Origin of the sequence: Pseudomonas sp. 2995-3, from assembly GCF_002742565.1 — a bacterium.
Taxonomy (GTDB): Bacteria; Pseudomonadota; Gammaproteobacteria; order Pseudomonadales; family Pseudomonadaceae; genus Aquipseudomonas; species Aquipseudomonas edaphica.
On sequence record NZ_LJSB01000204.1, the window covers coordinates 81,895 to 101,621 of the forward strand.

Here is a 19,727-nt window from a genome sequence, read left to right on the forward strand (position 1 = left end):
GCCATCGCCGGAGGATGGCGCAAGTGTCACGCCCTTGCCCTGTGGTAGGCAAGGGCCAGAGCGCAGCTGTCAGCGTACGCTGATTGCGGGGGGCACTTCCTTCGGCCCCTTCCAGCTCAGCAATTGTTGGGTGTAGCCATAGCTGGCCGCTTGGTAGTAGGTGATTGCGCGTTGGATCAACGGATCATCACTGCCTACACGCAGCTCCTGGCTTTCACCCAGGGCTTGATCGTGGCGACGCAGGCCCTGGCGTGGGCTTAGAATGGCCAGGTCCTTGCCGTCAAACAGCCCCAGATACTGGTAGTTGCCGACCACCACGCGCGGTGGCAACGGGTTGTCCTGCAACAGGTTGCGGCCGAAGAAGGTCGACTCGTAGCTCAGGTTGATCAGGCCCAGCAAGGTCGGCGCAAGGTCGATCTGGCTGGCCAGTTGTGCGCTTTCCCGGGCTTCGATCAGCTTGGGGGCATAGATGAACAGCGGGATCTGGTAGTTGGTGATCGGCAAGTCTTCCTTGCCTGCACTGCCGGCGGTGTGGTCGGCGACGAACACGAAAATCGTGTTATCGAACCAGGGTTTCTGGCGTGCCGCGTCGAGGAACTCGCCAATAGCGTGGTCGGTGTATTTGACGGCGCCGTCACGGCCTTTACCGGACTTGATATCAATGCGCCCGTCCGGGTAGGTGTAGGGACGGTGGTTGGACGTGGTCATCAGTTGCAGCAGGAAAGGCTGCTGCTTGGCGTAGTCGGCATCCGCGAGTTTCAGGGTTTGCCGGTAGAGGTCTTCATCAGCCATGCCCCAGGCGTTCTTAAACGAAATTTCCGCTTCCGGCACACTGCTCTGGTCGACGACCCGATAACCGTTGCCGCTGAAAAACGCGTTCATATTGTCGAAGTAACCGCGCCCGCCGTAGACGAACACGCTGTCGTAACCGACGGCACCGAGTTGTTGGCCAAGGCTTGCGAAACCGCTTTCACGGCCAATGCGCTTGACGATCGAGCGGCCGGGCGTGGGTGGAATCGCCAAGGTGATCGCTTCCAGCCCACGGTCAGTGCGGGTGCCGGTGGCATAGAAGTTATTGAAGTACAGGCTTTGTTTACGCAGCGCATCGAGGTTGGGCGTCAGGTTGTTCTCATCGCCATTGCTGCCCATGTATTTGGCGCTGAAGCTTTCGATGGTCACCAGCACGATGTTGGGTTTACGCAATGTGCCTGGGTTGTCGATAGTGCGGCGGATATCCAGCGGGTCTGTGCCGATAAAGTGCGCATTGGGTTCACTGAGTTCTGCGCGCAACTGTTTGGCGACAACTTCGGTTGGCAGGCTTTTGTAGAACTGCGTGTAATCGAGTTCGTTATTGCGAAAGGCGGCAAAAAATTGGTAGGGGCCGTTGCTCGCCAATTCGTTCATGTAGGCATTGCCGCCTTGGGCACGCGGGCTGTTCTGGCTGATCAATTGCACACTCAGACCGGCAGCTACCAACAGGCACAGGGCATTCAGCAAGCGGCCGCGCATGGCAGGGAGCGGGGCGTTCATCGCCGCATTGAACGGCTTGCGCAGGGCAAGGCTCACGACTATCGCCAGCATCGCCAACAAACTGAGCAGCTTGCCGATCGGGTAGGACTCCAGCAGGTTGTTCAACACCTCCTTGGAATACACCAGGTAGTCGACGGCAATGAAGTTGAAGCGCACACCGAACTCATCCCAGAACAACCATTCAGCGACCGCAGTGAACAGCATGGCGAACACGCTGACGGTGAGCACCGCTTGCAGGAACCAGCGATGGCCGCGGCGGCGCCACAACGCGGGCGGGCACAGCAGCAGATACAGGCCCAGCGGCAAGGCGGCATACACCAGGAAGCTCAGGTCATAGAGCAAACCCACGCCAAACACCGGCAGCAAATTGCCACCGACTTCATCCAGATGGGTGATCAGCAGCACGCTGCGGGTCAGCAGGAAAATCACCAGCCAGGTGGCGGTGACGAGCAGCAGAAAGCGCATAGGCGCTGTTTTGAAAAACCCCATGTCCATATTCCTTATATCGATGGGCGCGATGTTCGACCTGACACTGTAATCAGTTTGTGAAGCTATAGTGAAAAACTTGTTGGAATATGTAATTGGTTGAAAACCTTTATCGACGTGACCTCAAGGTCTATCCCTGAGCCACACTTGGCCTTAAGCTGCGCGAGCCAACAAGGCCGTTACCGCGTACGGAGACACTGCCCATGCGAATTCTATTGGTTGAAGACAACCGCGATATTCTGGCCAACCTGGCCGATTACCTGGGGCTAAAAGGCTACACCGTGGACTGCGCGCAGGACGGTTTGTCGGGCCTGCACCTGGCCGCCACCGAGCATTACGACCTGATCGTGCTCGACATCATGCTGCCCGGTATCGATGGCTACACGCTGTGCAAACGTCTGCGTGAAGACGCCCGCCGCGATACGCCGGTGATCATGCTCACCGCCCGCGACCAATTGGATGACCGGCTGCAGGGCTTCAAGTCCGGCGCCGATGACTACCTGCTCAAACCCTTTGCCTTGTCCGAGCTGGCCGCGCGCATCGAAGCCGTTTTGCGCCGTGCCCAGGGCGGCGGGCGCCGTGCCCTGCAAGTCGGTGACTTGAGCTACGACCTTGATACCCTGGAAGTCACCCGCGAAGGGCGCCTGCTCAAGCTCAACCCGGTGGGCCTGAAACTGCTCGCCGTGTTGATGCAAAAAAGCCCGCACGTACTGCGCCGCGAAATCCTCGAAGAAGCCCTGTGGGGCGATGATTGCCCGGACAGCGACAGCCTGCGCAGCCACGTTCACCAATTGCGTCAGGTGATCGATAAGCCGTTCGCCAAGCCGTTGCTGCAAACGGTACACGGTGTGGGTTATCGCCTGGCCGAGGGCCGTGATGGAGTTTAAGCAAAGCCTTGCCCAGCGGATCATCATCGCCTTTGCCTTGATGAGTGCGTTGGTGGCGGGGGCCTTCGCCATGGGCATCATTGCGACCGTGCACCTGGTGGAAGAAAAACTGATTTCGGCCGGCCTGGGCGGCGACCTGCAGCGCCTGTTGCTGATGGACAGTGTCGAGGACTGGAGCCACCGGCCCGAGCCCGACCAGCTGTTTTACTTCAGCGGCGGCCCTGGGGATTTCGAGCTGCCCAAAGACCTTCGGCACCTGGAGCCGGGCTTTCACGAAGTATTCCGCGAATCGCTGTCGTACCACGCCATGGTTGAAGTGGTGGATGGCCGACGGTATGTGTTGCTGCAAGACCAAAGCGATTTCGAAGAGCGCGAGCGCGTGCTGTTTGCCGTGGTGCTGGTGGGCTTTGTGCTCAGCCTCGCACTGGCGGTTTTCCTTGGTTGGGTGCTGGCCCGCAAGGTGATGGCGCCGGTGGTGCGTCTGGCCCGCCAGGTGCGCCATCGTGACCAATTGCTTGGCTTGGCGCCGCCGCTGGCGCCGGACTACGCCGCCGATGAAGTCGGCGAGTTGGCCGTGGCTTTCGACGCCACCCTGGGCCGCCTGCGCGCGGCCTTGTCCCGTGAGCAGCTGTTCACCAGCGACGTCAGCCACGAACTGCGCACGCCGTTGATGGTACTGGCCAGTTCCTGCGAGCTCCTGTTGGAAAACCCGGCTATTGACCCGCGTGGCCGCAACCAAGTGCTGCGAATCGCCCGTGCGTGCGAAGAAATGCGCGAGCTGGTGCAAACCTTCCTCATGCTGGCGCGTGCCAAACACGATGATGCCGCCATGTCGCCGCAGGTCAACGTCACGCAGGTGGCGGAGGACTTACTCGGCATCTGGCGAGGGCCTATCGAGCAAAAGGGCCTTGAGTTGATCTATAACCCGGGCAATCCCCTGGATACCCGCTACAACACCACCTTCTTGCACGCCGTGATGGGCAACTTGCTGCGCAACGCGTTGCACTACACCGAGCAGGGCTTTATCCGCCTCACGCTGGAACCGAGTGGCTTTATCGTCGAAGACTCTGGGGTGGGCATTCCCGAGGACAAGCGTGAAGCGATGTTCGAGCCCTTTGTGCGCGGCAGCGAGAAGCGCGGAGAAGGCCTCGGCCTGGGCTTGTCGCTGGTGCAACGCATCTGCGAGAGCCAGGGCTGGAGCGTCAGCCTGAGTACTATGGAGCCCAATGGCTGCCGTTTCCATGTCGAGTTGAGCCAGGTCAAACCCTGAGTACTTTCCCTGCCGCTATCCTGCGGCAGATACCCCGCTTTTCGGCGAAGATGGCCCCATGCCACTGCTTGTATCTGTAAAGTCTTGAAATGTATGGGGTTGGACAGGACAAGTTTTTCACAACGGGTTGACCTGTTGATCACAGTTTGCTGCTTAAGGTTGTAAGCATCAGCTACTGGAGATCCGTTGATGTCTACCCCAATCAAGCTCGATTTTTCCGAAAAGTACGACGATCAGCACGCGCAGAATTATTTGCTCAAGCATCAGGACAATCTGGCTCGCCGGCTGTCCCACAAACGCGACGAGCAATTGGCGCGCGGTGCGTTGGCCCTGGCGGGTGAGCCGGGCCTGGTGCTGGACCTGCCTTGCGGTGCCGGGCGGTTCTGGCCATTGTTGGCGGAGAAGCCCAACCGTGTGATTATCGGCGCTGACAATTCGGAGTCGATGTTGAAAGTTGCCACCGTCGCCCAGCCGGCGGAGGTGGTGAAGCGGGTACGGCCTTTGCAAACGTCTGCCTTTGATATCGATTTGCCCGATAACTCGGTCGACAGTATTTTTTGCATGCGCTTGATGCACCACATTGGTGATCCGGCGCACAGGCTGGCAATACTGAAAGAATTTCAGCGGGTTACCCGCGACAGCGTGATTATTTCGTTGTGGGTGGATGGCAATTTCAAGGCGTGGAAACGCAAGCGCGCCGAAGCCAAGCGTCGCAAGAAAGGTGAGCAGGAAGGTTACCAAAACCGGTTTGTGTTACCGGCTGCTACTGTCGAGGCAGAATTTGAGCAGGCCGGTTTCCGGGTCCAGGAATCCCTGGACTTCATGCCGCTCTACGCCATGTGGCGAGTCTATGTATTGCGTAAGAGGTAACAGGATGGCAGTTGAGTGCGTATCAGGCAGTCACGTAGCTCCCGAAGAACGATTTGATTTTTTCTGGCGTCAGCAGGGCGAGTGGGTCGAGGAACCCAACCGCCGACGCGGTGGTGAAAGCGGTGTGCAGCGGGTGGTCAGCCCAAATGGCCGCTTGCTCTACAGCAAGCGTCAGACCGGTCATATCTACCGCAGTTGGCTTCACCCGTTCGGACGCCCGACCGTGTTGCGCGAACGTGACGCCCTCAAAGGCCTGCGTTCGCTGGATGTCCGCGTACCGGAACTGGTGTTTTGCGGCGCACGCCGTGACCCCGAGCACCAATGGAAAGCCTTGTTGGTCACGGCGTCCCTGGACGGTTTCGACGAGATCGAAAACTGGTACGCCGCCGGCGGCCGTGAGCAGTACGGCGAGTTGCTCCATGAGCGCATGCTCAAGGAATTGGCGGGCACCCTGGCGCGCATGCACAAGGGCCGCTGGCAACATGGTTGCCTGTACATCAAGCACATTTTTGTACGAGTGACCGGCGAAGGCGACTCGGCCAACGTGGAAGTGGCGCTGCTGGATTTTGAAAAGTGCCGCCAGCGGTTGACTGCTTATCGGGCCGCTTCCCATGACATGCTGCAACTGCGTCGCCATTCGTCGTGGAACAGTACCGACTGGGAAAAACTCAGCTACTTTTACGAGACGGCGTTTGGCAGCGCTATCAAGGGCTTAACTAGATGAAGCTAGAAATAGCACGAGGTGTGTTCCTGGTCGGCGCGTTGGGCATTGCAGCCCTGGCGCTGGCTGTGTGGGAACAACCTCGCACACAGGTGCTCAGTGCGGCGCAGGGTAGCGGGCAATGCCTGCTGCCACGTGTTGCCAAGACGAGTGTGGCGGCCAAGCCGGATCATGACTTGCTGTTGTTCATGTTCGGGATGTCCCAAGGGATGAGGCCGCAGAGTTGAAAGATTCCACACCCCCGACAAAAGGGCCTTGCGATGCGAGGCCCTTTTTTTTTCTCAAATTATCAGGTGCAAGTGGTTGTCCCAAAGCCCCGAGGGCAGCTCCAGCGGCTTGGCCACCAACTGCGGCTGGCGGCAATCGTAGAAGCGACAACGGCCCTGGCCTGAGGTGACGACAAAGCCATCCGTCACCGCACCTACACCGGCACAGTCGGGCAACGGCCCGTCCAGGCGCAGCGCACCGCTGTCCATGTCCCAGATAAAAAACCTGTTACCCCGCGGCGCTGTGAGTGCGACCAGACGCAGTTCGCTGTGCACGGCGACGCTGGCGGTGTAATGCCCCATGGCTTGCAGTTGCTCATCGGCCACCGGGAACGCCACGAACGGCTGCCCTGGGCGCTTGATCGCGAGCAACTCGGAGCGCTCCTGGGACGGCCCCATGAACTGCTGCCCGGTGAGGATTGTGCCATCGCTGGCAATCCCCATATGCCGCACGCTGTTCATCTGTTGGTCCAGGGTTTCCTTGCTGATCAGGCTGCCGTCGCGGTGCATCAGCACCAGGCTCGGTTCCATGGCGTTGAGGTTCATCTCCACACGACTTTCGGCTTCGGTGCGAATGCCGCCGTTGGCCACCACCAGGGTTTCGCCGTCGGGCATCCATGACACTTGATGCGGGCCGATGCCATGGGTGGAGATTTCGCCACTGTGCACCAGCCGCTCGCCCTCGAACCTGTACACACCGAGCAGGCCACGGCCGGGGTCGGAGGTGTCGTTCTCGGTGGCGTACAGCCAGTCGCCGCTGTTGTGGATCACCGCGTGGCCATAGAAATGGCGATTGGCATTGGAGGTGATGGTTTGCAGCAGCGTGCCAGTACGCAGGTCGATCAGGTAACTCTCGGTGCCCGGGCGACGGGCGACGAACAGCGCAATCGGCAGTATCGGGTGGTTGATGATGTCATGGCAGCGCTGGCCGACCTGGGTGGCAAACACTTGCGTGCCGTCCAGGCGAAAACCCACGGCATAGTGCTTGCCGTCCGCATCATCGCGTGCCGACAGCAGCAGCGGTGCCTGCTTCTTTTGTTTGAACAGCGTCCAGCCACCCAAAGTGAGTGCACTGAGCAGCACACTGCCAACCGCCAAAGCCTGTCGCCTGAGCATCATCAGTCACCGTCGTTGGCGTTAAAGCCCAGTTGAATGCCCAGCGCCTTGGCCAAATCACCTTCGTGCAGGCGGTGGACCACGTTGAGGCTGTCATAGATGTCATTGAGCTGTTGGCGCCCGGCATCGTCGGCCAGCAATTCGTTGAGCGTGCGCTGGTTGCTGGCGAACAGCTTGAGCGAGGCTGCATAAGCGGCGTCGATCTTGTCGGCCAATGGCTTCTGCTCGGACGGCAGCAGGCCGCGCAGGCCCTTGTTGTCGACGCCGACCCACACGGTCTGCGCCGCCGCCAGGCTGGCTTGCAGGCTTTGCAGGGACGACTGGCTGCGCCAGGCATCGGCCTGGAAGGGTTGCGGGATGCCCTTGGTCTGGCGGCCCATCGGCGTGCCGAGTTTTTTCTTCAAGGTATCCAGTGCGGTGACTTGCACGCGCAGCAGGTCAGCGATGGCTTCGTGGGAATCGGCGTAGCGCTGGTTCGGGAACTTGGTCATCTGCGCGAGCATGCCATCGGTGCTGTTCCAGCTTGCCAGGATCTCTTCGGCCAGGGTTTTCTGACGCTCACCAATGGCCACCAGCAGTGGGCAGTAACGGGCTTTCTGGGCTTCGTCGGCGACGTCGGTCTTGGCGTCGTAGAGGATGTATTCGTAGGCCGACAGGCCTTGCACCACCACGCTGGACTTGGCCAGGGCGGCGCCGTCGATCTGCGGCTGGGCGCTGACCAGTTGTTCGACTTGTCGGCCCACAAGGTTTTTCTTGTCCGGCCAGAACTGCACTTGCCACGAACGGTTGCCCTCGGCCAGCGGGCCGATCAGCAGCGGCTGCAGCTCAGCCCAGGCTTTTTGCGCATGCAGGAAGTCGGCGCGGGCGGTCTCCAGGCTTTCCTTGCCCTGGCAGTAGGCGAGGGCGCTGACGGCCAGTTGGCGGTCGGCTTCAACCCAGCGGCTGTAGGTGGGCAGGATCACTTGCTTGGCGATGGCCGCCGAGGTCACCGCCTGCGGGTCCTGGGGCGAGCAGGCGCCGAGGGCGAGGGCGGCAAGGCTGGTGAATAGCAACTTGGGACGGAACATGTCGAGCTCCCTACTGTAATTGTGGCAATGCTTATAAAGAGTTCAGGAACGCCAGCAACGCAGCACGCTGCTCGGCATTAAAGGACAACACATGTTGCTGCGCCGCTTGCGCTTCGCCGCCATGCCAAAGCACGGCTTCGAGCAGGTTACGGGCGCGGCCGTCATGCAAAAACTGGGTATGACCACTTACGGCCTGCGTCAGGCCAATGCCCCACAACGGCGGCGTGCGCCAGTCGCGGCCGCCGGCCTTGAACTCGCTGCGGTGGTCGGCCAGGCCTTCGCCCATGTCGTGTAACAACAGGTCGCTGTAAGGGCGAATCACCTGGTTGGCCAATTCAGGCTCGACGGCCGTGGCCGCCGTGGTGAACGTCGGCTTATGGCAACCCTGGCAACCGGCCTGGTAGAACAGGTTTTTGCCGGCGAGCACCTGCGGCGTGTTGACGCCACGGCGCGCCGGTACGGCGAGGTTGCGGGTGTAGAACAGCACCAGGCGCAGGATGTTATCGCTGACTTCCGGCTCGCCCTCGGGGCCATTGCCATTGGGCGCCTGTTTGCAGGCGACTTGGGCGGCGGTGCAGTCATCAAAGGGTCTCAGGGACGTGGTGAGGCCCATATCACCAGAAAACGCGTGAACATTTTGTTGATTGAGGTTGGGTTGCCCGGCTTTCCAGCCAAAGCGCCCGAGTACGGTTTGGTGCTGCGCGTCATCCCAGACCCAATTGGCGCGACCAATGAGGGCTTCCTTGTCGGCGGTTTTTGCGTCGGTGTTGCGCAAGATGTCGGCATCGCTGATGGCTTCGAGCAGGCCCAGTCCGATCATCGGTGGCGCAATCCGCGCCGAGAAAAGTGTTTCGGCGTGCATCGGGCCGTAGCCCAGCTGGGTGATTTGCAGATTTGGCTTGCGCAACTCGACCACGCTGCCGTCCTTGAAGGTCACGTTGACGGGCGTGTAGTCGACCCGCACTTTGCCTTCAGGCGCCACGCCTGGCACGGCCATGTCCTGCAGTTGCCCACCGTAGACCGGCTCGGGCACCACGCCGATCTGCTCGATGAGCCTGGCATCGGCGGGCGCAGGCGGGATCGACAGGCGCACCAGCATCGACACCGCATTCGGTGCGTCGGGCAGCGGCGGATGGCCACGGCCGTCCTTGATATGGCAGTTCTGGCAAGCATTGGTGTTGAACAACGGGCCTAGACCGTCACGCGCGGTGGTGGTGGACGGCGCAATCACCCAGGGGCTGCGAAAGAAGCTGTTGCCGACGCTGAAATCCAGGCGACGGGTGGGCGCCAGGTTGGCCGAAGGCAGGGAAAACGCGTTCTGGTCGCGCTTGTTCACCGTCGTCGCGCCGCCCGCTCGTGATTCACCCGGCTCTGCCTTGGTAAACCTGGGGGCGTCGTCGCAGGCGGTCAGGCTCAAGGCCATCAATGCTGCGCACAGACGAAGAGGCGAACGGACCATCGGGTTTCCTGCGACTAAGGCGAAAAAGAGGGTCGCAAAGTCTAACAGGGCAGGGCGGATTGAATAAGAGCAATTATCGTTTGGTGGTATTTGATTCATTCCCGCTAGAATGACCGCACATTTTTTCTGGAGGTGGCCAATGCAGGCTCTCGACGCTTTGCTCAACCGTGTTTCCGTGCCGCGTTTGCTGGAGCCGGCGCCGACCCAGGAGCAGCGCGATGTGCTGTTCGCCGCCGCCATGCGCGCGCCCGACCATGGTCAACTGCGCCCATGGCGCTTTCTCACCGTAGAAGGTGCCGCCCGTGAGCAGATGGGCACGCTGCTGGCCGAAGCCGCACGCCTGCAGGACGCCGACGCACCGCAAGCCGCTATCGACAAGGCCGAGAACGGCCCGCTGCGTGCGCCGTTGGTGGTGGTGGTGATTGCGCGTCTGCAAGAGCACTTTAAGGTGCCTAAATCCGAGCAACTGCTGGCGGCTGCGTGTGCGGCACACGGTATTTTGCTGGCGGCTTATGCGCAGGGGATCGGGGCGGTGTGGCGCACCGGTGAGTTGTCGTACTCGGCCCATGTGGCCAAAGGCTTGGGGCTGACTGCGGATGAGGAAGTGATTGGCTTCCTCTATTTGGGCACGCCGCAGAACCCGCCGCGTACAGCGGCTAAAGAAGATTTAGCGGCGTTTGTTCAGGCCTGGACTGGCGTCTAATTGTGGGAGCTGGCTTGCCTGCGATAATGGCCTGTCAGTCATGGATGTACTGACTGACCCACCGCCATCGCAGGCAAGCCAGCTCCCACAGCGGATCTTCATTGTTTTGAAGATCGGGTTTATACCTTGAACTGATCCATTAACTTCATCTGCTGGGTTGCCAGCGCATTCAGTTGGCTGCTGATGGCCGCTGACTCGGTGGCCTGGCCGGTGAGGGTTTCGGTCACGGTGCGGATCGCCGAAACGTTGCGGTTGACCTCTTCGGCCACGGCGCTCTGTTGTTCGGCGGCGCTGGCGATCTGCAGGTTCATGTCGCTGATCACTGTTACCGCGTCACTGATCTTGCCCAGCGCCTGCACCGCTTGATGGATCTGCCCGGCATTGCTCTGGGCCTGGTGCTGGCTGGAATGCATGGTCGCCACCACGCCACGGGTGCCGCTCTGGATGCGCTCGATCACCAGGCGAATTTCCTCTACTGAGTCCTGGGTACGTTTGGCCAGGTTGCGCACCTCGTCGGCCACTACCGCAAACCCACGCCCGCTTTCCCCTGCGCGTGCGGCTTCGATGGCGGCGTTCAGCGCCAGCAGGTTGGTTTGCTCGGCAATGCTGCGGATCACTTCGAGCACCGAACCAATCTGCTCGCTGTTGACCGCCAACGCTTCCACTTCGGTCACGGCCTTGCTGACTTCTTCGGCCAGGGTAGTGATGTCGCGGGTGCTCTGCTCGATGATCGACATGCCGTCGCGCGCCGACTGGTCTGCGCCACGGGCGGCGCTGGCAGCGTTGGAGGCGCTGTTGGCCACATCATGGGCGGTGGCGCTCATTTCATTGGAGGCAGTGGCCACCTGATCGATTTCGCGGAACTGCACCTGCATGCCTTCGCTGGTCTGGCGGGCAATGGCTGAGGACTGGTCCGCCGTGCCACGCGCTTCAGTGATGCTCTGCTTGATCTGTGCAATGGTCGGTTGCAGCTTGTCGAGGAAGCGGTTGAACCAGTTTGCCAACTCGCCCAGTTCGTCCTTCTTGGCGTAGGTCAGGCGCTGCGTGAGGTCGCCTTCGCCGCTGGCGATGTTCTTGAGCATGGCCGCAACGGTGTTGATCGGGCGGGTCACGCCGGTGGCGGTCAGCCAGATCAGCAGCAGGCCGAGCAGGGCCGCGGCGGCGCCGACCAGCAAGGCTTTGAGCGTGCCCGAGGCTTGGGCTTTGTCGAGCACGTCTTGCAGTTTCAAGGTGTCGGCCAGCATCACGTTCTTGGGCAGTTTGATCACAACGCCCCAGGCCTTGGCGTCGGCAATCGGCTTGACCGGGTACACGGCGCGGATCGTGTCATCTTGCTCACGGATCGTGCGTGTATCGTTGGCCAGCAGTTGCACGATTTCCTTGCCTTCCGCGCCGATGGTGTCGATCAGGTTTTTGCCGACTTTGTCCGGCTGGCCGCTGTAGGCCGCAATCAAACCGGTGCTGGACAGAATCTCCAGGTGCGCCGCGCCGTCGAACAGTTCTTTTTGCGCCGCGTCCGTCATCGCCTGCAGCGTATTGAGCGCCAGGTCGATACCGACCACACCAATGACTTTGCCGTCTACGATCAGCGGCAGCGAAATAGTGGTCATCAGCACCTGCTTGCCGGCCACTTCATCGGAATACGGGTCGAGCAGGCACACCGTGCGCGTGTCCCGTGGGCAGGTGTACCAGATGTTGTAGGGCGTGCCGCTGAGGTTGAGAGTCGTTTTGGTCAGGTCATCCTCGACCATCACGGTGTTCAGGCCTTCGCCGCCAGCGCGGCTCCAGTAGCTGGAGAAACGGCCTTTTTCATTGGAGACGCGGGTTTTGTCGTTGACGAAGTCGCTGTCTTTGCCATCCAGGCCATTGGGTTCGAATGACAGCCAGATGCCCAGTACCTTGCTGTTGCGCTCAAAGGCGGTTTTGACACTCTGGTTGAGCTCTTCTCGCAATGCGCCGGGCTCCAGCGCTCGTTTGTTGGCGAGGGCACGCAGGTCTTTGACGTGATCGGCCAGCGCGGTGACCACCACGAGGTTTTCGCCAAAGGTTTTCTGTAACTGCACTGCTTGTTCGGCGGCCTTGGCTTGCAGCAGGTGTTGAACGCTTTGGGTGAGCATTCGCGAGCTTGAATCGCTGATCAAATGGTCATTCTGACCGGTCTCGTACAGGTTGATACTGATGATCAGCGCTATCACCCCCAGCAGACAAAGGCCGGACAACAGCACGATTTTCAAGCGGATGGAGAGGGTGTCGAACATAGGTTCACTCGCGATTGGACTCGTTGAAAGGCAAGCAGGGCGAGCCAAGTCCATTCGGCGCTATGTCCGGAACATCGGCGTAACGGGATGTTTCATGAGGGAAAGGCGATGAGCGGTAGGAAAAGCACTACGCGCCGCGTTATACGGGGGCTGCAAGCCGTTCCGGGCGTGACCAGATCCACAGGTTGCCCAGGCTCATGCCGGCAATCGCCAGGTAGATCGGCCAGCCGTGATCGAGCATCACCAACATCAATACGGCGCACAGCAGCATGCTCACGGTGGCGCTGACTTTGGCGCGGCGCGCGATGATCTTGCCATTGCGCCAGTTGAACAGAATCGGTCCGAACAGCCGGTGGTTTTCCAGCCAGGCGCTCAGGCGCGGCGAGCTTTTAGTCGCCGCCCAGGCGGCCAGCAGGATGAATTCGGTGGTGGGCAAACCCGGTATGACAATCGCCACCAACCCAATGCCCAGGCTGACGTAGGCCAGCAGGCCGAAGAGCAGCTGGGCGATTTTTGAGGTGGATTGGGTTTTGCCGGTCATGCTGAAGTTTATCTGTTGAGGGGTTACACATTATTCGAACTGAAATCCGCTCAAATGTGGGAGCTGGCTTGTGTGGGAGCTGGCTTGCCTGCGATAGCATCGACTCGGTCTGACAGGTAGACCGAGGTGAGCGCATCGCAGGCAAGCCAGCTCCCACACAAGCCAGCGCCCATCGTGGCCTGTTACGCCAGTTCAGGGGCGCTAGCGTACGCCTGTTCCAGCAGCACGGTGAAGCGCACAAACGCATCGATTGCACCTTTCTCCACCGCCGCTTCTTCTTCGGCGCTGAACGCCAGGCCGTCGAGGGTGCGGGTGAAGCGCTTCCAGCCTTCAGCGCGGCCACCGGCCGGCTCGCCCAAGTGACGGGCACCGAAGGTTTCGCTCAGGCCCAGGCCCACGGCGCGCTTGATCAAGAATGCAGCGCCCAGCTTGGAGCCTTCGGACACGAACAACCAGCCCAGGGCTTCGGCTTTGCTCGGGTTTTTCACGGCGCCGGCAACCGGTGCTGGCACGTCGGTTTCCAGGTCGGCCAGGTCGAGTTTGGCGGCGTCGGCGCGGCAGCGCTCAGCCAGGTCCGGGACGATCTTGATCAGCTCGGGGTCGTTGTACAGCGCCACCAGTTCTGACTGGAACAGGTACTGCGCCACTACAAAACGGGCGAAGTTGGCTGGGGTTTCAAACGGCGCGTGGGCTTTGACCAGCGCGTCGAGCTTGGTGTGTGGCGCGTGGGTGATCTGGTTCAGGCGCTGGGAGCGCAGGCTTGGGCGTTCTGCGGTAGGAGAAGCGGTCATCGAAAAAATCCTTGAGAAGGGGCGCGCCTGGGTGCTCTAAAGAGAGCTGTTATCAACTAGACGAACAAGAAGACGCGGCACAGTAAAAAAACCTCACCTCGCCGCTGATAAAGGGCGGCGAGGTGAGGGCGGCTGTCAGATGTCCCAGATCAGGTTGATCGCGAAGTTGCGACCCGGCTGGGTCAGGCGGTCGAGGTTGGCCGGTGCGGTCACGCCGGCTTCGCCGACGCCGTCGTAGCTGCGCACGTCATCCCAGTTCCAGTACTTCTTGTCGGTGAGGTTGTAGAGGCCGCCGTTGATGGTCACGTCGTTGGTGACTTTGTAGAAACCGGTGAGGTCGACGATGCCAAAGCCTGGGGTCTTGAACGGAGCGCTGGTGCTGCCATCCGGCGCGTGGAAGGTGGTGCTGTCGACACGGTTCTGTTTTTTCACCAGCGTCCAGCTGACCAGCGCGCCGTATTGCTCTTGCTCGTAGCCCAGGCCGAATACGCCTTTAAGCGGGTTGACGCTGTTGAGCGGCTCGCCGTTGTCGTCGTTGCGGCCGTAGGTGTAGCCCACCGAACCTTGGGTGTAGAGGCCTTGTGGCGCTCCGAACGCATCGAGGTTCAGGCGGCCTTTGGCCTCAACCCCCTTGATGGTGGCGTGCTTGATGTTGTTGGCTTCGAAAGTTTGGATGTCGCCGCCGGCGACCGAGGCGTCTTCGTCGATAAAGTCGCGGTACTTGTTGTAGAACACCGCGATGTCGAAGGAGCCCTCATCGAACTGGCCGCGAATTCCGGTCTCGATACCCTTGCTGGTTTCCGGCTTGAGGTTCGGGTTTGGCTCGACGGTGTAGCCCAGGTTGAGGTTTTCAAAGCGGCCATACAGCGCCTTGGCCGACGGGGTGCGGAAGCCCTCGGCGTACTGGCCGAACCAGGTGTACTGATCGGTTAGCGCGTAGGTCAGGCCGAATTTTGGCGTGACGCGGTGCCAGGTTTTTTCTTTGTCGCTGACCGGGTAGGCGCCGGTCGGGTTTACGGTGTTGAGGAATTCCTGGGTCAGCTTGGGCTTGAGCCGGGTGTAGTCGTAACGTACGGCGGGCAGGAAGGTCCATTTGTCCCAGCTGATCTGGTCCTGGGCGAACAGCGAGTAAGTGTTGATGGTCGGGTCCGGGAAGTCGCTGGACTTTTTCACGCTGTCGCCGGCAGACGGGCTGGGCGCGCCGATCGCCGTGCAACCTGAGCCGACGGCGAGGCAGTAGGCCGAGCCTTCGCGCGAGCCGCTGACTTTCTGCTGCTTGAGGGTGGTGCCGTAAGTCACTTGGTGATCGGTTTCACCGAGGCTGAACGCCTTGTCCAGCTGTGCGTCGAAGACCCACTGTTTCTCTTCGTACAGGGTGTCGCGGGTGCGCATGACGCGGCGCGATGGCTGGTAGATTTCAGCGGTGCTCTGGTCAGTCTTGGCGATCTGGTAGTTGAGGCTGGTCTTGATCTGATCGGCTATCGGCGAGTCGAGGGCAAAGCGGTTTTCGATGCCGAAGCGTTCACGGGTGATGGTGTCGTTACCCGAACGCCCACGGTAGAAATTGAAGCCACGCCCGCCGACGAAGGGGCCGCCCACGGCGTTCTTCAGATTGACATCGCGATCATCCTTGAACTTCTCATAGGTCAATCCCAGCCGATTGTCATCGCCATAATTCCAACCCATTTTCGCCAGGATATTGGTGGTGCGCGCATCTTCCGGGTTAGCGCCGGTACGGGCCAGGCCGGTGGCGTTGTTGCCGTCGTAGGACTCCATTTCATGGCCATTGCGCTGGCTCAGGTGCAGCAAACCGTCGAAGTCCTGCACGCGGCCGGCGACGGTGCCGGAGGTCAGCCAGCTGTCGTCGGCGGAGCTGTAGCCGGTTTTGAGGCGGGCGCCGACGTCCTGGCCGGGCTTGATGATGTCGTCCGGGTCGAGGGTGAAGTAGCTCACCGCGCCGCCGATGGCGCTGCTGCCGTACAGGGCCGAGGCTGGGCCGCGCAGGATCTCGACGCGCTTGACGATTTCCGGGTCGACGTAGTTACGACGGGTCTTGGCGTACGGGCCGTTGAAGAAGTTGTCCGGCACTTCCACGCCGTCCACTTGAGTGAGGATGCGGTCGCCGTCGATGCCGCGAATGTTGTAGCCGGCGTTGCTGGCGCGGGTGCCTGCGCCGCCGACCGACACGTTGGGCTCGTAACGCACCAGTTCACGGATGGTGTTCACGTTCTGGCGGTCCAGCTCCTCACGCGCATGCACAGTAACGGTGCTTGGCACGCTGTTGACGTCTTGCTCACTGCGGGTGGCGCTGATGGTCACCTGATGCAGATTGAGCGTGCTGCCCGCTGGGCGCTTTTCCAGCACGATGTTGTTATTGCCCAGTTTGCGGTAGCTCAGGTTGGTGCCCAGCAACAGCCGGTCCAGGGCTTTTTCCGGCGAGAGTGCGCCGCGCACGCCGGGGGACGACACACCCTGGCCAAGCTCTGCCGGCAGGCCGACTTGCCAGCCGGTCACGCTGGTAAAGGCATTCAACGCCGACACCAAGGGCTGCTGTTCGATACTGAAACTGTAATTGCCGTGGCTGCGCGCGGCCGGTTCGGCGGCAGTGGCGGCCATCACCGGCGCGCCGGCCAGCAGGATGGCGGCGGTGAGCAAGGACAGGACGGGCGAAGAGGACCGGCGGTTGAAACGAGAGGACATCGAGAGCGCTCCGGGGATACGAATCTTATAGTTGCGAGCTGATCAAATAGGAATCAGTTGCATTGGCTATAACGAGACGAACCACCGGTTACTATCGAGTAAAAATAATTCTCATTTAGTTCAAGATGACCAGCGCTGGGTACTCCGAGAGCTTGGCCGAGGTGATGTGCGCCAGGGAGCGCACCACATCCAGCGGTTGGTCGAGGCGGTAATTGCCGGTAACGGCCACGCTTGCGAGCTGGTTGTTGGTGTTGACGATCCAGCCGGGGTAATAACGGCGCAACTCGGCGAGCACTTCGCTCATCGGGCAGTTTTCGAATACCAGGCGGCCCTGGACCCACGCCAGGTCTTTACTGGCATCCAGTTTGGCCGGTTGGCCGAAGCCTTTGGGGCCGATGCGGATACTCTCTCCGGCGCTCAGACGCACGCGGGCATCGTCAAAGGTGTTGCTCAAATCCACATCGCCGCGCTGCACCTGCACCTGGGCCTCGCCATTGAGGTAGCGCACGGCGAAGTCGGTGTCGCGCACGCTGGCGCGCACGGGGCCGGCGTCAATCTCCAGCGGCAGGCCACGGCTGGGCGCCACCTCAAAGAAAGCTTCGCCCTGGAACAGTCGGGCGACGCGCTGGTGGTCCTTGATGCTGCTGGAAAACGCCGAGTTGGTGTTGAGCAACACTTTGGAGCCGTCATCCAATTGCAGGCGCTGGCGTTCACCGACGACGGTGAGGTGGTCGGCCTGCAGGCGCACGGGCAGGTTGCTGAAGCTGAACAGACCGATCAGCAGCACAGCGGCGGTGGCCAGGGGTTTCCAATGCGGCTTGATACGCCGCCACGCGCTGGGTTTGCGCGGCACTGCCAGGGCCACGGCGGCGCTGTGAACCGGCGCGCCGCCCCAGGCGGCCTGGGCCTTGCTGAAGGCGAGCAGGTGCGCCGGGTCGCTGGCAAGCCAGGCATCAAACTCGGCTTGCTGCCCGGGTTGCGGGCATTGCAAGGCAATCAGCCAATCGAGGGCTTGGTCCATGGCCGTGTCTTGCAGCACCTCATGAGCCAGCTCATGGGGGCGCAGCTTATTCGGGTCAGTCACGGTGTTCCTCGGGTCTTCGCCACGTTCTACTCATCGTTCCTACAGCCTGGGTCGACACCTCTGTCGGGTGAAGCTTAAGGCTGATCCAGCCGTTCGGCCACTCCTACACAGATAGCCATGATCAATTTCAGTTCCTTTTGCACCGTGCTCAAGGACACTTGCAACTGATCGGCAATCTCCTGGTAGCTGCAACCGTGCAGGCGGCTGAGGATGAAAATCTGCTGCTGGCGCGCGCTCAACTGGCCGAGGCTGACGCTCAGGTGTTCGAGCAATTGCTCGGCCTGGGTGGCGTCCTCGGGCGTGCTGATCGGCGCGGCGACGCTCTGCAGTACGTCCAGCGGCACATCTTCTTGCAGTGTGCGGGCCTGGATGCGGCGCGAGCGCAGATGGTCCAGCGCCAGGTTGCGCGCGGTTTGATAGACGAAGGGTTCAAGGTGATCGATCGGCCGCTCGCTGAGCGCCCGCGTGACGCGCAGGTAGGTTTCCTGCAACAGGTCTTCGGCGGTGCTGTGGTTATTCACCATCCGCTGCAGAGTGCGTAGCAGAATCACCCGTTGGGTGAGAAAGACTTGGTTGAAGCGAGATTGGCTCACAGTGATACCAGACCGGTTTGCAGTTAATGATAATGCTTATCATCAACTAAAATGGCAAGTGGCACTTTGAGATGCTGCGTCGACTCCTGTGGGAGCTGGCTTGTGTGGGAGCTGGCTTGTGTGGGAGCTGGCTTGCCTGCGATGCAGGCGCCCTGGTCTTTCAGACAGACCGCGGTGATGCTATCGCAGGCAAGCCAGCTCCCACACAAGCCAGTCCACACAATGGAACAACCGGGTCGGTTTACTCGGCGTTGCAGAGCGCCAGGCAGTTATCCAGCATACGGTTGGAGAAGCCCCACTCGTTGTCATACCACGCCAGCACTTTGAGCAACTTGCCACTGACCTTGGTGTGATTGGCATCGAAAATCGACGACAGCGGGTTATGGTTAAAGTCGCTCGAAACCAGTGGCAGGGTGTTGTAGCCGAGGATCTTCGAATGCTGGCTGGCTTCTTTCAGCAGTGCGTTGACTTGCTCGGCGGTGGCTTCTTTTTTCAGCGTCACGGTGAGGTCCACCAGCGACACGTTGATCACCGGCACACGCACGGCCATGCCGGTCAGCTTGCCTGCCAGTTCCGGCAGTACCAGGCCGACCGCTTCAGCGGCGCCGGTCTTGCTCGGGATCATGTTCTGGGTGGCCGAACGCGCGCGGTACGGGTCGGTGTGGTACACGTCGGTCAGGTTCTGGTCATTGGTGTAAGCGTGAATGGTGGTCATCAGGCCGCTTTCGATGCCCAGCTCGCGGTGCAGCACCTGAGCCACAGGCGCCAGGCAGTTGGTGGTGCACGACGCGTTGGAGATGATCTGGTGCGATTGACGCAAAATGTCATGGTTTACCCCGTAAACCACGGTGGCGTCGGCGCCTTTGGCCGGGGCCGAGATGATCACCTTGCGCGCACCGGCGGTAATATGAGCGGCAGCCTTGTCGCGGTCGGTGAACAGACCGGTGCATTCGAACACTACGTCGATCTTGTGCGCAGCCCATGGCAGGTCGGCCGGGTTGCGAATGGTACTGACGGCAATCCGGTCACCATTGACGGTCAGGCTTTCCTGATCGTGGGCGACCTCTGCGTCGAAAGTGCCGTGCACGGTGTCGTATTTGAGCAGGTGGGCATTGATCGAGCTGTCGCCCAGATCATTGATGGCGACGATCTGCAAATCCTGGCGGTAGCCTTGGGTATACAGTGCGCGCAGGACATTACGGCCGATACGGCCAAAACCATTGATTGCGATACGAAGAGTCATTGGAAAGTGCCTGTCGTCGATTTGTTGTAAGAATTACAAGATTATTCGCATAAAAATAGAAAACAAGCCTTTTTAGTGGCAATATTTTGTTCAATCTACAACGAGTGACCTGAATCAACTGGTCCGATGATTCAAACGACAC

General features: G+C 60.6%; 17 protein-coding genes. 6 read left to right on the forward strand and 11 right to left on the reverse strand.

The window, feature by feature from the left end; translation table 11 throughout:
• Positions 1-69: 69 nt before the first annotated feature.
• On the reverse strand, positions 70-2,019 hold the full coding sequence (locus tag AOA62_RS18295) for an LTA synthase family protein (RefSeq protein ID WP_099549364.1): 1,950 nt from the start codon (positions 2,017-2,019) through the stop codon (positions 70-72).
• 200 nt (positions 2,020-2,219) lie between these two features.
• Here AOA62_RS18295 and colR point away from each other — a divergent pair, with 200 nt between their 5' ends.
• From colR to AOA62_RS18320, 5 genes are all read left to right on the forward strand, one after another.
• Complete coding sequence (gene colR / locus AOA62_RS18300; protein ID WP_003175870.1) at positions 2,220-2,903, forward strand: two-component system response regulator ColR; 684 nt, start codon at positions 2,220-2,222, stop codon at positions 2,901-2,903.
• A complete protein-coding gene (locus tag AOA62_RS18305; RefSeq protein ID WP_017139753.1) occupies positions 2,893-4,173 on the forward strand; it encodes a HAMP domain-containing sensor histidine kinase in 1,281 nt (426 codons plus the stop codon). Before colR ends, AOA62_RS18305 begins: the two co-directional genes overlap by 11 nt.
• Before the next feature lie 189 nt (positions 4,174-4,362).
• A complete protein-coding gene (locus AOA62_RS18310) occupies positions 4,363-5,043 on the forward strand; it encodes a class I SAM-dependent methyltransferase (protein WP_017139754.1) in 681 nt (226 codons plus the stop codon).
• Positions 5,044-5,047: 4 nt separating this feature from the next.
• A complete protein-coding gene (locus AOA62_RS18315) occupies positions 5,048-5,767 on the forward strand; it encodes a lipopolysaccharide kinase InaA family protein (protein WP_017139755.1) in 720 nt (239 codons plus the stop codon).
• The gene (locus tag AOA62_RS18320; RefSeq protein WP_017139756.1) at positions 5,764-5,991 is read left to right on the forward strand and encodes a hypothetical protein; all 228 of its coding nucleotides are present in this window, start codon (positions 5,764-5,766) and stop codon (positions 5,989-5,991) included. Before AOA62_RS18315 ends, AOA62_RS18320 begins: the two co-directional genes overlap by 4 nt.
• 54 nt (positions 5,992-6,045) lie before the next feature.
• On the opposite strand, the gene AOA62_RS18325 is transcribed toward AOA62_RS18320, so the two are convergent.
• From AOA62_RS18325 to AOA62_RS18335, 3 genes are read right to left on the reverse strand one after another with little or no spacing between them, the layout of a single operon-like run.
• The gene (locus AOA62_RS18325) at positions 6,046-7,146 is read right to left on the reverse strand and encodes a DUF1513 domain-containing protein (RefSeq protein ID WP_099549365.1); all 1,101 of its coding nucleotides are present in this window, start codon (positions 7,144-7,146) and stop codon (positions 6,046-6,048) included.
• 2 nt (positions 7,147-7,148) lie between these two features.
• The gene (locus AOA62_RS18330) at positions 7,149-8,213 is read right to left on the reverse strand and encodes an imelysin family protein (protein ID WP_017139758.1); all 1,065 of its coding nucleotides are present in this window, start codon (positions 8,211-8,213) and stop codon (positions 7,149-7,151) included.
• A gap of 31 nt (positions 8,214-8,244) precedes the next feature.
• Positions 8,245-9,672 carry a di-heme oxidoredictase family protein gene (locus AOA62_RS18335; protein ID WP_099549366.1) on the reverse strand — a complete coding sequence of 476 codons (1,428 nt, stop codon included), beginning with the start codon at positions 9,670-9,672 and terminating at the stop codon, positions 8,245-8,247.
• Between the two features lie 139 nt (positions 9,673-9,811).
• Here AOA62_RS18335 and AOA62_RS18340 point away from each other — a divergent pair, with 139 nt between their 5' ends.
• Entirely contained in the window at positions 9,812-10,375 is a 564-nt protein-coding gene (locus AOA62_RS18340; RefSeq protein WP_099549367.1) for an NAD(P)H nitroreductase, read from the forward strand.
• A 119-nt stretch (positions 10,376-10,494) separates the two neighbouring features.
• On the opposite strand, the gene AOA62_RS18345 is transcribed toward AOA62_RS18340, so the two are convergent.
• The 7 genes from AOA62_RS18345 to gap all read right to left on the reverse strand — a co-directional run bounded on the left by AOA62_RS18345 (position 10,495) and on the right by gap (position 19,585).
• Positions 10,495-12,633: a methyl-accepting chemotaxis protein gene (locus AOA62_RS18345; protein WP_099549368.1), complete on the reverse strand. Its 2,139-nt coding sequence runs from the start codon at positions 12,631-12,633 to the stop codon at positions 10,495-10,497.
• Between the two features lie 139 nt (positions 12,634-12,772).
• On the reverse strand, positions 12,773-13,174 hold the full coding sequence (locus AOA62_RS18350) for a YbaN family protein (RefSeq protein WP_017139762.1): 402 nt from the start codon (positions 13,172-13,174) through the stop codon (positions 12,773-12,775).
• 182 nt (positions 13,175-13,356) lie between these two features.
• Positions 13,357-13,965 carry a biliverdin-producing heme oxygenase gene (locus AOA62_RS18355; protein ID WP_017139763.1) on the reverse strand — a complete coding sequence of 203 codons (609 nt, stop codon included), beginning with the start codon at positions 13,963-13,965 and terminating at the stop codon, positions 13,357-13,359.
• Between the two features lie 135 nt (positions 13,966-14,100).
• Positions 14,101-16,665, reverse strand: coding sequence for a TonB-dependent receptor (locus AOA62_RS18360; RefSeq protein ID WP_099549369.1), 2,565 nt, complete (start codon positions 16,663-16,665; stop codon positions 14,101-14,103).
• Positions 16,666-16,780: 115 nt separating this feature from the next.
• Positions 16,781-17,749 (reverse strand): FecR domain-containing protein, encoded by a 969-nt coding sequence (locus AOA62_RS18365; RefSeq protein WP_099549370.1) that lies wholly within the window; start codon positions 17,747-17,749, stop codon positions 16,781-16,783.
• Between the two features lie 74 nt (positions 17,750-17,823).
• Positions 17,824-18,342 (reverse strand): RNA polymerase sigma factor, encoded by a 519-nt coding sequence (locus tag AOA62_RS18370; RefSeq protein ID WP_056858662.1) that lies wholly within the window; start codon positions 18,340-18,342, stop codon positions 17,824-17,826.
• 241 nt (positions 18,343-18,583) lie between these two features.
• Complete coding sequence (gap, locus tag AOA62_RS18380) at positions 18,584-19,585, reverse strand: type I glyceraldehyde-3-phosphate dehydrogenase (protein ID WP_099549372.1); 1,002 nt, start codon at positions 19,583-19,585, stop codon at positions 18,584-18,586.
• Between the last annotated feature and the right edge of the window lie 142 nt (positions 19,586-19,727).

Coding starts and splice junctions, on each gene's coding strand:
- AOA62_RS18295 (WP_099549364.1), bottom strand. CDS start 2,019: ATGGGGTTTTTCAAAACAGCGCCTATGCGCTTTCTGCTGCTCGTCACC.
- colR (WP_003175870.1), top strand. CDS start 2,220: ATGCGAATTCTATTGGTTGAAGACAACCGCGATATTCTGGCCAACCTG.
- AOA62_RS18305 (WP_017139753.1), top strand. CDS start 2,893: ATGGAGTTTAAGCAAAGCCTTGCCCAGCGGATCATCATCGCCTTTGCC.
- AOA62_RS18310 (WP_017139754.1), top strand. CDS start 4,363: ATGTCTACCCCAATCAAGCTCGATTTTTCCGAAAAGTACGACGATCAG.
- AOA62_RS18315 (WP_017139755.1), top strand. CDS start 5,048: ATGGCAGTTGAGTGCGTATCAGGCAGTCACGTAGCTCCCGAAGAACGA.
- AOA62_RS18320 (WP_017139756.1), top strand. CDS start 5,764: ATGAAGCTAGAAATAGCACGAGGTGTGTTCCTGGTCGGCGCGTTGGGC.
- AOA62_RS18325 (WP_099549365.1), bottom strand. CDS start 7,146: ATGCTCAGGCGACAGGCTTTGGCGGTTGGCAGTGTGCTGCTCAGTGCA.
- AOA62_RS18330 (WP_017139758.1), bottom strand. CDS start 8,213: ATGTTCCGTCCCAAGTTGCTATTCACCAGCCTTGCCGCCCTCGCCCTC.
- AOA62_RS18335 (WP_099549366.1), bottom strand. CDS start 9,672: ATGGTCCGTTCGCCTCTTCGTCTGTGCGCAGCATTGATGGCCTTGAGC.
- AOA62_RS18340 (WP_099549367.1), top strand. CDS start 9,812: ATGCAGGCTCTCGACGCTTTGCTCAACCGTGTTTCCGTGCCGCGTTTG.
- AOA62_RS18345 (WP_099549368.1), bottom strand. CDS start 12,633: ATGTTCGACACCCTCTCCATCCGCTTGAAAATCGTGCTGTTGTCCGGC.
- AOA62_RS18350 (WP_017139762.1), bottom strand. CDS start 13,174: ATGACCGGCAAAACCCAATCCACCTCAAAAATCGCCCAGCTGCTCTTC.
- AOA62_RS18355 (WP_017139763.1), bottom strand. CDS start 13,965: ATGACCGCTTCTCCTACCGCAGAACGCCCAAGCCTGCGCTCCCAGCGC.
- AOA62_RS18360 (WP_099549369.1), bottom strand. CDS start 16,665: ATGTCCTCTCGTTTCAACCGCCGGTCCTCTTCGCCCGTCCTGTCCTTG.
- gap (WP_099549372.1), bottom strand. CDS start 19,585: ATGACTCTTCGTATCGCAATCAATGGTTTTGGCCGTATCGGCCGTAAT.